Raw genomic sequence first — 12,709 nt, 5'->3', positions numbered from 1 at the left:
GCGAATGACCGACCCCTCGAAGGAGACCGAACGGCCCGGCGAGCCGGAGCGGCCGGATGGAGCGGAACACCCAGGCGAGGTGGAACAGCCGGGCGGGGCAGGGCAACCGGGCGGAGCGGAACAGCCGGACGAATCGGCACGGCTGGCGCGGGTGGCTCTCATGCGCATGGCGGAGGCGGGTGACGCCGTGATGGGCCGCCTGATCGCCCGCCACGGCCCCCTGGACGCCATGGAGCAGGCGAGGCGGGGCCGGCTCGACCCCGGGTTCGTGCGTGAGGAGCGCGACCGCGGTGGTCCGTCGACCCGCCACGTGGACCTCGATCGGCATGCGGCCGCCTGGGCGGCCCGCTACAGAGATCCGGCCGCCGACCTCGCGGAGGGCCGGCGGCAGGGGGCGCGGCTCGTCGTCCCGGGCGACGCCGAGTGGCCCACCCAGCTCGATGATCTTGGGCATGTCAGGCCTTTCGGGCTCTGGGTGGACGGACCGGCGAACCTGCGTTTCTCCTGCCTGCGTTCGGTGTCGGTCGTCGGGGCCAGAGCGGCCACCGCGTACGGCACGACCGTGGCGGCCGAGTTCGCCATGAGCCTCGGCGGGCGAGGCTGGACCGTGATCAGCGGCGGCGCGTACGGGATCGACGGCGCGGCACACCGGGGAGCGCTGGCCTCCGGTTCGCCGACGATCGTCGTGCTGGCCTGCGGAACAGACGTCTGTTATCCCAGCGCGCACGAGGACCTCTTCCGCGTCGTGCGGGAGCGTGGGGTGATCCTCAGCGAGTGGCCACCGGGTGCGCACCCCACCCGGCTCCGCTTCCTCGTCCGCAACCGGGTCATCGCCGCCCTGTCCCGGGGAACGGTCGTCGTCCAGGCCGCCGCCCGCAGCGGGGCGCTCAACACGGCCTCCCACGCCTCCGGCCTCAACAGGCACCTGATGGCCGTGCCCGGTCCCGTCACCACCGAGGTCTCCGCGGGCTGCCACATCCTGATCCGGCAGGGCAGGGCCGTCTGCGTGACCTCCCCGGAGGAGGTCGTCGAGTTGGTCGGCTCCATCGGGGACGACCTCGCCCCTGAGCGGCGCGGCCCCGTCCGGCCTCGCGACGGGCTGAACGAGGAGACCAGGCGCGTCCTGGAGGCGATCCCGGCGCGTGGCGCGGCGGGTCCCGCGGCGATCGCCGTCTCAGCCGGGGTGGACATCGGGACGGCGCTGGCCTGCCTCGGCGTCCTGGCCGCCGCGGGATTCGTCGAGAACGCCGACCGAGGTTGGCGGCTGCGGCCCGCCGCCCGAACCTGACAGGGCGCCTCGGCACTCCCCCACATCGCCCCCAGCGCGCGTAGGTTCACCTGTGTGGGCCGCTCGCGCGGCCCGCCGGCGCGACAAGGGTGGAGTGCGAGAGGGTATGGCGGCATGACAGCGGGCGAAGGGCGGGACCGGGGACGGTTCGACGTCGTGCTGGAGCAGTTCGAACGGCATCTGCGCCTCGAACGGGACCTGTCTCCGCACACGGTGCGGGCCTACCTGGGCGACGTCACCGCGCTGATCACGCACCTGACGGCCGCCGGGCAGACGGACCTGTCCGGCCTGGACATCACCGGCCTGCGTGACTGGCTGGGTGACCAGCACCAGGCCGGGCGCTCCAGGGCCACGCTGGCCCGCCGGACGGCGTGTGCCCGGGTCTTCACCGCCTTCTGTCACCGCCGGGGGTGGCTGGCGAGCGACCCGGGTCTGCTTCTCGGCACCGCCAAGGCGGAGCGCCGGCTGCCCAAGGTGCTGGACCAGACCGAGGCCGGGGCCGTTCTCGACGCGCCCCAAGCGGACGAACCCAAGGACCTGCGCGATAGGGCCATGCTCGAACTGCTGTACGCCACAGGCATGCGGGTGAGCGAGTTGTGCGGCCTCGACGTCGACGACGTGGACCGGGACCGCAACACGGTCCGGGTGATGGGAAAGGGGCGCAGGGAGCGGACCGTCCCCTTCGGCCTGCCCGCCCTCCGGGCGCTCGACGCGTGGTGTGTGCGTGGCAGGCCGCTGTGGGTCCGCGAAGGGAGCGGCCCGGCGCTCTTCCTCGGCGTCCGGGGAGGCCGCGTCGACCAGGGCACCGTCCGGCGTGTCGTCCACGCCCGGCTGGCCCAGGTGGAGGGGGCACCCGACATGGGTCCCCACGGGCTCCGTCACACCGCCGCCACCCACCTGCTCGAAGGCGGGGCCGACCTCCGGTCCGTCCAGGAGCTGCTCGGACACGCCTCGCTGGCCACCACGCAGATCTACACCCACGTGTCGATAGAGCGACTCCGGGCGGCCTACCGCCAGGCCCACCCCCGGGCCTGACGCTCGTCGTGCCGACCCTCGATCGGCCGACCCCGCCCTCCTTCAGCGCCCGGCCGAGCCACCCCCGGACCAGTACGCAACGAGTCGGCCTCGTCGAACGCGAGCCGGCGACCGCAGCCTGACGTACGGTGCTGAGAACAGACCCGGTGAGAGAGGCGGCGATGGACCAGGGCACCCGCGGCGAGCTCATCAGTCGGCTGGCCGAGGCGATCAGGTCCGTCACGGTCGCGCACCCGCTGCGGGTCGCCATCGACGGCCCGCCCGCCTCCGGCAAGACCACGCTGGCCGACGAGCTCGCCGTCGTCCTGCGCGCGCAGGACCGCGACGTCATCCGCGCGACCATCGACGACTTTCTTCTCCCCCGTGCACAGCGCTACCGGCGCGGCCAGTACTCGGCCGAAGGCTGCTACTTCGACGCCCACGACCATGCCGCGCTGTGCCGGGTCCTGCTCGATCCCCTGGGCCCAGGCGGAGACCGGAGGTTCCGACACGCCGTCTACGACAGAGACGCCGACGCCCCGACGTCCCCGCCGGCCACGAGCGCCCCGGCGGACGCCGTACTGCTCTTCGACGGCGTCTTCCTCCTGCGCCCGGAACTCATCGACCGGTGGGACCTGCGCGTCTTCGTGTCCGTCCCATTCGAGACGACGGTGGATCGCGCCCGGGACCGGAGCACAGCGCTGGCCGGAGCCACCGCCGACACCGCCGCAGTCGAACGGACCTGGCGCGGCCGCTATATCCCCTCCCAGCAGCTCTACTTCGCCACCGCCCGCCCCACCGACCACGCCGACATCGTCGTGTACAACGACCAGCTCCAACGGCCGTCCTGGGAGGTCCGGCCACACTCATCGATACGCGGGATCTGACGATCGCTCGATGGGCCATCGGGGCAGGAGACGCACCTGCCCCTGACCGAAGAGGAGGAGCGGGTCGAGGTAGAGCCGGTCACGCAACAGGCCCCGGTCGCGCAGTAGGCCCCGGTCACGCAGTAGGCCCCAGTGCAGGCATGACACCCGGCAGTGCGCGGCGCCGTCCTCGATGACGCCGATGACCTGTCCGGCCACGACGACCTCACCGGGGCGTACCAGGGCGCGCACCGGCAGGTAGGTGGTGCGCAGCCCTCCGGCGTGCACGACCGTCACGACTCCCCGCCCGGCGACCCGCTCCGCCACTCCGGCCGTTCCCGGCCCCGCGGCCCTGACCTCCTCGCCGGGATCCGCCGCGAGGTCCACGCCCCGGTGCCCGGCGAGCCAGCGCTGTGCGGGCGGATCGAAGCGCCTGAGCGGCCGTGCCGGCCGGGAAAGCGGCCACATCCACCTGGGCGCTCCTCCGGGGAGCCGCATCCCCTCGGGGCGGAACGGGCGGAACGGGTGGGGCGCCTTCGAGGACGCGGGGGCCTGGGACGGCTTCGGGGAGAGGTTCGGGGGAAGAGCGGCGCCGGTGAGGCGGGCGGCGGCCGAGGGAGAGGCCGCGGCCGCGATCAGCAGGACGACGACGAGCGAGCAGGTGACGAGACGCATGCGGCCAGGGTGCGCCGTACGGCCCCGCACCAGGCGGCCGAGCGCCGTTCTGTGGACAGGCACCAACGTGGAAGACAGCCACCGCGCACGATCAGCCGCCGCACCGGGTCGGCCGCCGCACCGGGTCAGCCGCCGCCGGACCTGATCAGTTGGAGAAGCCTTCCTTCGGCATCTCGAGGTCCGGCTTGGCCAGTTCCTCGACGTTGACGTCCTTGAAGGTCACGACCCGCACGTTCTTCACGAAGCGGGCCGGGCGGTACATGTCCCAGACCCAGGCGTCCTGCATCTTGACGTCGAAGAAGACGTCGCCGTTCTCGGCGGTGCGCACGTCGAGATCGACGGAGTTGGTGAGATAGAAGCGCCGCTCGGTCTCGACCACATAGGTGAACAGTCCGACCACATCGCGGTACTCCCGGTAGAGCTGCAACTCCATCTCGGTCTCGTACTTTTCGAGATCTTCGGCGCTCATCCCGGTCCTCCTCTTCCGCTCCCCGTCGAGATCCCCGTCGAGGTCCCCATCAAGATCGCCGGTCGAGACCGGCCCTCTTCAGAGGGCACCGGCCCCGACCTCATTCTCGCGCATGTCCCCATCCTGCCCCGTCCGCAGTCCCCGCGCCGGGACCGATGTCCCATGAGTCACCCTGGCCACCGTCACGAACGAGAACCGGTGCTGGGCGCACGGCCCGTGGCGGGCCAGCGCCCGTCTGTGGCCCGGCGTGACGTACCCCTTGTGCAGGGCGAAGCCGTACTGCGGGAAGGTCTCGTCGAGACCGTGCATCAGCCGGTCCCTGGTCACCTTCGCCACGATCGAGGCCGCCGCCACGCATGCCGCGACCTGGTCGCCCTTCCAGACGGCCAGCGACGGCGCGGGCAGCCCGGCCACCGGGAAGCCGTCCACGAGGACGTAACCGGGGACGAGCCCCAGCCCGGCGACGGCCCGCCGCATGCCGGAGACGTTGCACTTGTGCAGGCCGCGCTCGTCGATCTCCCCGGGCGGGATGACGACGACGCTCACGGCCCGCGCGGTCGCCATGATCCGCTCGTGGAGACGTTCGCGGACGGTCTCGGTGAGCAGCTTGGAATCGGCCAGCCCGTCGATCTCCCGCCCCAGCACGACCGCGGCGACCACCAGCGGTCCGGCGCAGGCGCCGCGCCCGGCCTCGTCCACCCCGGCGACCGGCGTGAAGCCCCGCCGGGCCAGGGCCCGCTCGTAGCCGTAGAGTCCGGAGTCCCGCCGTACGACACTCGGGCGCGGACGATAGGCAGCTGTCATGACGAGAAGCAGATTACGCCCCATTCGGGACCCGCGATACGGCCGAAACCGCCTCCCGCGGCAAAGCCGCAGGTGAGCTCAGTGAACGACCGAGAAAGTGTCGGGACGGGACAGGAACGAGATCCGGTTCAGCGGCCAGTAGCGCAGGAACGCGCGCCCGATGATGTCGTCCTCCGAGATCGTGCCCTGGTGTCCGTCGTCCATGTAGAAGCGCGAGTCGGCGGAGTTGTTCCGGTGGTCGCCCATCAGCCACACGCGTCCCTTGGGGACCTTCACGTCGAAGTCCCGGCCGGAGGGATAGACCCCCGGGTAGAGATACTTGCCCTCCTCGTCCAGGGGCGTCCCGTTCACGGTGATGCGGCGCTTGTCGTCGCAGCACTTCACATGGTCGCCGCCGACGCCGATCACCCGCTTGATCGTGTCCTCGCCGTCCCAGCCCTTGAAGACCACGATGTCGCCGCGCTGCACGGACCCCAGCTTGTACGCGAGCTTGTTGACCACGACGTAGTCGTTGATCAGCAGCGTGTTCTGCATCGACTCCGACGGGATGTAGAACGACTGCAGGAGGAACGTGTGGATCAGCAGGGCGGCGACCACTCCGCCGACCATGTACAGGAGGGTGTCCCGCAGGCCCGAGGCCTTCTTGGCGGGCGCGTCCTTCCCCGGTTCCCCCGGCCCGGTCTCCGCCGGCCCGATGCCGGAGGGCACTGTCTCCGCCGGCACCGTCTCCGGGGGCTCGGCCACGGCCGGGTCCTCGTCGACGGGACGCACGGGCCTACCCGCGCCTAAGCGGCTCTCGTCGGCCTCGCTCACTTGCTCTCGCTCTCTCCTCCGGGCTCGCCACGTCCGCCCTACCGCCGCCGCCTCAGCCTGCGCCCGAACCCACGGCCCACCGCGACCAGCGGCACGGCCCCGGCGAAGCCCGCCACGAACGGCGCGGCTCCGGCGGCGGCCGCCTGGAGGGCCGGCTGCCCGAACGTGTCCGGGATCGGAAGGATCTTCGCCCGGTCGAACGGCCAGACGATGACGAACGCGCGCCCGATCACCTTGTCGGCGGGGATCGTACCGCCGCCCGGATCACCGGTGTGCAGGCGGGAGTCCCAGGAGAGCGAGCGGTGGTCGCCCATGACCCACAGGCGGCCCGGCGGCACGGTCACCTCGAACGGCCGGTCCGACGGCGCGTTGCCCGGGTACAGGTACGACTTCTCGTCGAGCGGCACGCCGTTGACGGTGACGCGGCCCTGGGCGTCGCAGCACTTGACCTTGTCTCCGGGCACGCCGATGACCCGCTTGATGTAGTCCTTCTCCCCCGGCACCATTCCGAAGGCCGTGCCGATCCAGCGCATGGCCCCGACGACGGGGTTCGACGGCTCCTCTATCTGGACCTCGGGGTCCCAGGAGTCCACTCCGGAGAACACGACGACGTCACCGCGCGCGATGTCGCGTACGCGGTAGACGAGCTTGTTGACCAGGACCCGGTCGTTGATGAGGAGCGTGTTCTCCATCGACCCCGAGGGGATGTAGAACGCCTGGACCACGAAAGACTTGATCAGCAGGGCCAGAGCGAGAGCGACCACGATCAGAACGGGCAGCTCCCGCCAGAACGAGCCTTTCTTCTTGCCGTCCTCGGCGTTCTGCTTGACGTCTTCGGCGACCACGTCCACCCCGTCCTCGACAGGCGACTCGTGCCCGGCCCCTGTCCTCGCTAGCCAACGCTGCTGAGCCTAGATGATGTCCAGGACGGCGAGCGTCGAGGACACCGCATCCCCGGCCAAAAAGAAAGTGGCCCGCACCTGAGGCGCGGACCACCATCCCCAAGGCCCTACTTGGCGGCCGGCAGCGCCTCGCGCTTCTCGCGGATGCGGGCGGCCTTTCCGCGCAGGTCACGCATGTAGTACAGCTTGGCCCTGCGGACGTCGCCGCGGGTGACCAGAGTGATCTTCTCGATCACCGGGCTGTGGACCGGGAAGGTGCGCTCGACGCCGACGCCGTAGCTGACCTTGCGGACCGTGAACGTCTCACGGATGCCGCCGCCCTGACGGCGCAGGACGAACCCCTTGAACACCTGGATACGGGACCGGTTGCCCTCGACGACGCGGACGTGAACCTCCAGCGTGTCACCCGGGCGGAAGTCCGGTACGTCGCTGCGCAGGGCAGCCTTCTCGAGCTCCTGGATCTGCGTGTGCATGGCGGCGGTTCCTCATTGACATGAGCACGCGGAGGTCCACCCGGCCGGGCCACGGGCTCGGCATCGAGGGGGACACGCGCGCTTGGCTTGATACGTCTTGTCTGCCACGTCTCGACCGGGGCTCACCCGGACATGCCGAAGGAGGCAGCAGCGATTCAGTCTGCCACATCTTCCGGCTGTTCGCGAAACGCGGCGCCCGGCGCGCCCTCCGGCGCGGCGGCGGACCGGCGTGCCCCGAACTCCTCGACGACCCGCCGGTCGTGCTTGTCGAGGCTCTCCGGGTCGAACCTGGCGGCCAGTTCCGGCCTGCGCTCCAGCGTGCGACGCAGCGCCTCGTCCCGCCGCCACCGGGCGATCCTGCCGTGATGGCCCGACAGGAGGACCTCGGGCACCTCGTGCCCCCGCCACACGGGTGGTTTCGTGTAAACGGGGCCTTCCAGCAGGTTGGCCATCGCACCGGGGGCGAAGGAGTCGTCGGCCACCGACCGCGCGTTGCCGAGGACCCCGGGCAGCAGCCTGCCCACGGCCTCGACCATCACCAGGACGGCGGCCTCTCCCCCGGCCAGGACGTAGTCGCCGATGCTGACCTCGTCGGCCCGCAGGCGGACGCCGTACTCGGCCACCACCCGGGAGTCGATGCCCTCGTACCGGGCGGGCGCGAACAGCAACCACGGCTCCTTGGCGTACTCCAGCGCCACTTCCTGGGTGAACGGCCGTCCGCTCGGCGTGGGCACGATCAGCCGGGGCAGCGTGTCCTCGCCGGAGGCGGCGCGTCCCTCGCCGATCACGGCGTCGACGGCCGCGCCCCAGATCTCCGGTTTCATCACCATGCCAGGGCCGCCGCCGTACGGCGTGTCGTCCACCGTCTTGTGGACGTCGTGGGTCCAGTCGCGGAGTTGGTGCAGGTGGATGTCCAGGATGCCGCGCTCGCGCGCCTTGCCCATCAGGGAGACGTCGAGCGGGGCGAAGTACTCCGGGAAGATCGAGATGATGTCGACGCGCACGCGGCCGCTCCTACTCCGCCTCGGTGTCGAGCAGTCCGGGCGGAGGGTCGACGACCAGGATCCCCTTCCCGAGGTCGATCTCGGGCACGAGCGCCTTGACGAACGGGATGTACGCGTCGTCGCGGGACGGCCGGGTCACCACGAGAAGGTCCTGGCCGTGGTGGAGGACGTCGGCCACCTCGCCGACGCGTTCTCCTCCGGTCGTGACGACCGTCAGGCCGATGAGTTCGTGGTCGTGGAACTCGTCGGGGTCCGCCAGCGGCGGCAGGTCCGCCGAGTCGACGACGAGCAGGGTGCCGCGCAGCGCCTCGGCGGCGTCGCGGCCCGCCACGCCCTCGATGGTCAGCAGCAGGATGTCCTTGTGCCACCGGGACCGCTCGACGGTCACCGGGCCGGCCGAGGCCGGTTCGGTGGCGAGCGTCGTACCCGGGGCGAAACGCGAATCCGGGTCGTCGGTGCGCACCTCGACCGTGACCTCGCCCCGCACGCCGTGCGGACGGCCGATCCTGCCCACGACTAGCTGCACGTGCCGCCTACCTCCGCAACAATCCTTCTTCGTCACTTTCAGCCCGGGAAACCCGCACCGGGAGACCCGTCCCGAGGCATCACCGCATCCCGCGGACCACCCTCGGAAAGCCCCGGAGGACCCCGGAAAACACACCGGGGGACCCCGGTGCGGGGTCCCCCGGGCGCGAGTATCGCCGCCAGAGCCGGCTCAGCGCGCCTCTTCAAGGTCGACCAGGTCGATCCGCACGTACTTGCCGTCCGACAGCGCGTTGACGACGGTGCGCAACGCTCTGGCCGTACGGCCGCCACGGCCGATCACCTTGCCGAGGTCGTCGGGGTGCACCCGGACCTCGAGAACGCGCCCGGTGCGAATGCGCCGGGCGCGGACCCGGACGTCGTCCGGGTGCTCGACGATGCCCTTGACCAGGTGTTCGAGGGCTTCCTCGAGCACCTCAGGCCTCGCCTTCCGGCTTCTCCTCCGCGGCCGGGGCCTCGGCGGTCTCTTCGGCCTTCACGGGCTTCCTGGCCTTCTTCGGCGTGGTGGCGGCGGCGCCGGTGTCGCTCGACAGCGACTCCCGGGCCGCGGCCTCGTACGCCGCGTGCCGGTCGGGCTTGGGCTCGGCGACCTGGAGCGGCGTGGCGGGGGCGGGCTCGCCCTTGAACTTCTGCCAGTCGCCGGTCAGCTTGAAGATCTTGAGGACCGGGTCGGTCGGCTGCGCGCCGACGCTCAGCCAGTACTGCGCCCGCTCGGAGTTCACCTCGATGCGCGAGGGGTTCTCCTTCGGGTGGTAGAGGCCGATCTCCTCGATCGCACGGCCGTCCCGCTTGCTCCGGGCGTCGGCGATGACGATGCGGTACTGCGGGTTGCGGATCATTCCGAGCCGCTTGAGCTTGATCTTGACTGCCACGGGTGTGGTCTCTCCTGCATTAGAGCGTGGGTGAGCGGTGTCTCGTCGAGTGGGGCACGACGGGAGCCCGCTCGAGGGACAGACGCGGCCGGCGGAGGTGAGAGGGCATCCGCCTGGTCACGATGTTCCAGCCTGACATTCTGCCAGATGATTGCGCATGCTCGGGCAACGACGGCCCCGCCGCCGTCCCCGTTTTCCCGCCACCCGGCAATGGCAGCCCGAAGAAGGACCACCCTGAGAAGGACCCGGCGAGGCCGCGCCGGAGGCAGGGAGACGCGCGTCCACGTGAAAGGGCGTCCGATCACGCGAACTGACCGGCGGCATCGGCCGTCCAACAGGCATGCGAGCAATCACGAGCAGGGCCGGCGTCGCGGCGGCGGCCATCCTGCTGTCCACCGGCTGCGCCCTGTCCACCGGCCACGCCGCGCCCCCGGCCGCCACCGGGGCGTCGGCCGCCGGCACAGGCGGAGACACGGGTACGGTCTCCACCGTCCCGGCACGTACCGCCGCCCTGACACCGGCGGCGGCTCACGGCACCGTCCGCGCGGCCTCCGCCGCCATCGCCTCCACCGCTTCCACGGCCTCCGCCGCGAAGGGGCCCGCTCGGTGCCGTACGACGGGACTGCGGGCCCGCGTCGGACGGCAGGACCCGGGGGCGGGCAACCGCTACGCGCCGCTCGTCCTGACCAACGCCTCGGGCCGGACCTGCTGGGTCTACGGCTTCGTCGGGCTCGTCCTGATCGACGGCCGGGGCGACGTGCTGCGCACCCGCACCCGGCGTGAGAGCGTGACGCCGCACCGGGTCACGCTGCGGCCCGGCGCGAGCGCGCACGCGCGGCTCCACTGGACGGTGGTGCCGACCGACCACGAGACCCGGTGCCCCGTCTCGGCCCGGCTGATGATCATTCCACCGGACGAGGTGGCGCACCTGGAGGTCCCGTTCGCCGCCTCGATCTGCGACGACGGCAGGATCGACGCCAGGCCGATGTCTCCCGGCTCCGGCCTCTGACCCGCGCTCGTTACTTCTGGCCGGGCAGCTTGAGCTTGGAGGGGTCGAAGCCGGGCGGAAGCTCCAGGCCGGGAGGCAGCTGACCACCGTTCCCGAGGTTGCCGAGCAGGCCCTTGGGCAGCTTCGGCTCGGCCGAGCCGTCCGACGACGCGTTCGCCCCGGCCTTGCCGAGCGCGGCCTTGCGGGGGTCGCCGCTGACGCGGCGGCCCTTCTTGGCCTTCTGCGCCTTCTGCTTGCGCCCTCCGGGCATCCCCGGGATGCCCATGCCCTGGGTCATCCGCTTCATCATCTTCTGTGCCTCGAAGAACCGGACGACCAGGTTGTTCACCTCGGTGACCGTCACTCCGGAGCCCTTGGCGATGCGCGCCCGTCGGGAGCCGTTGATGATCTTCGGGTCCTGCCGCTCGCCCGGGGTCATCGAGCGGATGATGGCGGCGACGCGGTCCAGGTCGCGGTCGTCGACCTGGTTGAGCTGCTCGCGCATCTGGCCCATGCCCGGCATCATGCCGAGGAGGTTCTTGATGGGCCCCATTCGGCGGACCATCATCATCTGCTCGAGGAAGTCGTCCAGGGTGAAGCCGTCGCCGGAGACGAGCTTGCCCGCCATCTTGGCGGCCTCCTGCTCGTCGAACGTCTTCTGCGCCTGCTCGATCAGGGTGAGGATGTCACCCATGTCGAGGATCCGGCCGGCCATCCGGTCGGGGTGGAAGGCGTCGAAGTCCTCAAGCTTCTCGCCGGTGCTGGCGAACATGATCGGCCGGCCGGTGACGTGCCGCACCGACAGGGCCGCGCCGCCGCGGGCGTCGCCGTCGAGCTTGGTCAGCACGACGCCGTCGAAGCCGACGCCCTCCATGAACGCGCCGGCGGTGCTCACGGCGTCCTGGCCGATCATCGCGTCCAGCACGAACAGGACCTCGTCCGGCGTGACCGCGTCGCGGATGTCGGCGGCCTGCTTCATCAGCTCCTGGTCGATGCCGAGGCGGCCGGCGGTGTCGACGATGACCACGTCGTGCTGCTGGCGCCGCGCGTGGTCCACCGACTGCCGCGCCACCGCGACCGGGTCGCCCACGCCGTTGCCGGGCTCGGGGGCGTACACCGCCACCCCGGCCCGCTCGGCCATGACGGCGAGCTGCTGCACGGCGTTGGGGCGCTGCAGGTCGCAGGCCACGAGCAGCGGGGCGTGCCCCTGGTCGCGCAGCCACTTGGCGAGCTTGCCGGCGAGGGTGGTCTTACCCGAGCCCTGGAGACCGGCCAGCATGATCACGGTCGGCGGGTTCTTGGCGAAGCGGAGCCGCCGCGTCTCGCCGCCGAGCACCTCGATCAGCTCGTCGTTGACGATCTTCACGACCTGCTGGGCGGGGTTCAGCGCCTGGGAGACCTCGGCGCCGCGGGCCCGCTCCTTGATCCGGGCCACGAAGTCCTTCACGACCGGCAGCGCGACGTCCGCCTCAAGAAGCGCGATACGGATCTCGCGGCAGGTCGCGTCGATGTCGGCGTCGGAAAGCCTGCCTTTGGACCGAAGGGAGGAGAAGACCGAAGTCAGCCGGTCGGAAAGCGTCTCGAACACGTGTTTGGCCAGCCTCGAAGCGAGTGGACGGGTCGGTGAACCATCAGTCTCCCCAGACTATCCGCCCGTACGGCGTTCACGCCCGCGCCGCCAGGGTGAGATCGCAGGACGACGGCGTCGGGGGTCGTCAACGGAGCGCGCCGACGTGCGACGTCAGGGCGTGCTCGACGAGCCTGATCAGGGTGCTCTTCACCGACTCCCGGTCCCGGGCGTCCGTACGGACGATCGGAATCCCGGGTGAGATCGTGAGCGCCTCCCGCAGTTCGTCGTCCGAATGGGTGTGCTGCCCGTCGAAGCCGTTGACGCCGACGACGAACGGCAGCCGCGCCTCCTCGAAGTAGTCCACCGCGGGAAAACTGTCGGCCAACCGCCGGGTGTCGACCAGCACCACCGCACCGATCGCCCCCCGC

Annotated in this window: 16 protein-coding genes; 4 read left to right on the top strand and 12 right to left on the bottom strand. The window is 71.2% G+C overall.

The annotated features are described in order from the left end of the window. Positions 1-4 precede the first annotated feature (4 nt). The 3 genes from dprA (at position 5) to HHX33_RS29755 (ending at position 3,189) form a co-directional block, all read left to right on the top strand. Positions 5-1,288, top strand: a complete 1,284-nt coding sequence (dprA, locus tag HHX33_RS29765) for a DNA-processing protein DprA (RefSeq protein WP_182877496.1) — start codon at positions 5-7, stop codon at positions 1,286-1,288. Between the two features lie 114 nt (positions 1,289-1,402). Further along, the gene (locus HHX33_RS29760; RefSeq protein WP_182877495.1) at positions 1,403-2,323 is read left to right on the top strand and encodes a tyrosine recombinase XerC; all 921 of its coding nucleotides are present in this window, start codon (positions 1,403-1,405) and stop codon (positions 2,321-2,323) included. Positions 2,324-2,451: 128 nt separating this feature from the next. Further along, positions 2,452-3,189, top strand: a complete 738-nt coding sequence (locus HHX33_RS29755) for a cytidylate kinase family protein (protein ID WP_220502357.1) — start codon at positions 2,452-2,454, stop codon at positions 3,187-3,189. Here the strand turns inward: HHX33_RS29755 and HHX33_RS37505 are convergent. The 10 genes from HHX33_RS37505 to rpsP all read right to left on the bottom strand — a co-directional run bounded on the left by HHX33_RS37505 (position 3,169) and on the right by rpsP (position 9,723). Beyond that, the gene (locus tag HHX33_RS37505; RefSeq protein ID WP_310741583.1) at positions 3,169-3,906 is read right to left on the bottom strand and encodes a M23 family metallopeptidase; all 738 of its coding nucleotides are present in this window, start codon (positions 3,904-3,906) and stop codon (positions 3,169-3,171) included. The genes HHX33_RS29755 and HHX33_RS37505 overlap by 21 nt on opposite strands. Positions 3,907-3,988: 82 nt before the next feature. Continuing rightward, positions 3,989-4,312 (bottom strand): DUF2469 domain-containing protein, encoded by a 324-nt coding sequence (locus HHX33_RS29745; protein WP_012888569.1) that lies wholly within the window; start codon positions 4,310-4,312, stop codon positions 3,989-3,991. Between the two features lie 78 nt (positions 4,313-4,390). Continuing rightward, the gene (locus HHX33_RS29740) at positions 4,391-5,116 is read right to left on the bottom strand and encodes a ribonuclease HII (RefSeq protein ID WP_182877494.1); all 726 of its coding nucleotides are present in this window, start codon (positions 5,114-5,116) and stop codon (positions 4,391-4,393) included. A gap of 78 nt (positions 5,117-5,194) precedes the next feature. Then, complete coding sequence (lepB, locus tag HHX33_RS29735) at positions 5,195-5,887, bottom strand: signal peptidase I (RefSeq protein WP_310741582.1); 693 nt, start codon at positions 5,885-5,887, stop codon at positions 5,195-5,197. 80 nt (positions 5,888-5,967) lie between these two features. Then, positions 5,968-6,780: a signal peptidase I gene (gene lepB, locus HHX33_RS29730; protein ID WP_117409799.1), complete on the bottom strand. Its 813-nt coding sequence runs from the start codon at positions 6,778-6,780 to the stop codon at positions 5,968-5,970. 158 nt (positions 6,781-6,938) lie between these two features. Further along, positions 6,939-7,304: a 50S ribosomal protein L19 gene (rplS, locus tag HHX33_RS29725; RefSeq protein WP_117409798.1), complete on the bottom strand. Its 366-nt coding sequence runs from the start codon at positions 7,302-7,304 to the stop codon at positions 6,939-6,941. Positions 7,305-7,459: 155 nt separating this feature from the next. Beyond that, positions 7,460-8,308: a tRNA (guanosine(37)-N1)-methyltransferase TrmD gene (gene trmD / locus HHX33_RS29720; RefSeq protein WP_182877493.1), complete on the bottom strand. Its 849-nt coding sequence runs from the start codon at positions 8,306-8,308 to the stop codon at positions 7,460-7,462. A 10-nt stretch (positions 8,309-8,318) separates the two neighbouring features. Continuing rightward, positions 8,319-8,834: a ribosome maturation factor RimM gene (gene rimM / locus HHX33_RS29715; RefSeq protein WP_182877492.1), complete on the bottom strand. Its 516-nt coding sequence runs from the start codon at positions 8,832-8,834 to the stop codon at positions 8,319-8,321. A gap of 189 nt (positions 8,835-9,023) precedes the next feature. Continuing rightward, the gene (locus HHX33_RS29710; protein ID WP_117409795.1) at positions 9,024-9,266 is read right to left on the bottom strand and encodes an RNA-binding protein; all 243 of its coding nucleotides are present in this window, start codon (positions 9,264-9,266) and stop codon (positions 9,024-9,026) included. A gap of 1 nt (position 9,267) precedes the next feature. After that, on the bottom strand, positions 9,268-9,723 hold the full coding sequence (rpsP, locus tag HHX33_RS29705; RefSeq protein WP_182877491.1) for a 30S ribosomal protein S16: 456 nt from the start codon (positions 9,721-9,723) through the stop codon (positions 9,268-9,270). 340 nt (positions 9,724-10,063) lie between these two features. Here rpsP and HHX33_RS29700 point away from each other — a divergent pair, with 340 nt between their 5' ends. Then, complete coding sequence (locus HHX33_RS29700) at positions 10,064-10,732, top strand: DUF4232 domain-containing protein (protein ID WP_182877490.1); 669 nt, start codon at positions 10,064-10,066, stop codon at positions 10,730-10,732. Positions 10,733-10,742: 10 nt separating this feature from the next. Here the strand turns inward: HHX33_RS29700 and ffh are convergent, their stop codons facing one another. Both ffh and HHX33_RS29690 read right to left on the bottom strand, forming a co-directional pair. After that, the gene (ffh, locus tag HHX33_RS29695; protein WP_182877489.1) at positions 10,743-12,299 is read right to left on the bottom strand and encodes a signal recognition particle protein; all 1,557 of its coding nucleotides are present in this window, start codon (positions 12,297-12,299) and stop codon (positions 10,743-10,745) included. Between the two features lie 127 nt (positions 12,300-12,426). Next, positions 12,427-12,709: ATP/GTP-binding protein (locus tag HHX33_RS29690; RefSeq protein ID WP_182877488.1), on the bottom strand; the 283-nt coding region annotated here is incomplete at its 5' end.

Source organism: Microbispora sp. H10670 (genome assembly GCF_014161385.1).
GTDB lineage: Bacteria > Actinomycetota > Actinomycetes > Streptosporangiales > Streptosporangiaceae > Microbispora > Microbispora triticiradicis.
Note: the sequence above shows the minus strand (reverse complement) of the source record. Positions and strands in the feature narration are given on the sequence as shown.

Excerpts from the sequence above, each read along its gene's own strand:
- rplS (WP_117409798.1), bottom strand. The coding sequence starts at position 7,304 with ATGCACACGCAGATCCAGGAGCTCGAGAAGGCTGCCCTGCGCAGCGAC.
- HHX33_RS29700 (WP_182877490.1), top strand. The coding sequence starts at position 10,064 with ATGCGAGCAATCACGAGCAGGGCCGGCGTCGCGGCGGCGGCCATCCTG.
- HHX33_RS29740 (WP_182877494.1), bottom strand. The coding sequence starts at position 5,116 with ATGACAGCTGCCTATCGTCCGCGCCCGAGTGTCGTACGGCGGGACTCC.
- dprA (WP_182877496.1), top strand. The coding sequence starts at position 5 with ATGACCGACCCCTCGAAGGAGACCGAACGGCCCGGCGAGCCGGAGCGG.
- HHX33_RS29745 (WP_012888569.1), bottom strand. The coding sequence starts at position 4,312 with ATGAGCGCCGAAGATCTCGAAAAGTACGAGACCGAGATGGAGTTGCAG.
- HHX33_RS29760 (WP_182877495.1), top strand. The coding sequence starts at position 1,403 with ATGACAGCGGGCGAAGGGCGGGACCGGGGACGGTTCGACGTCGTGCTG.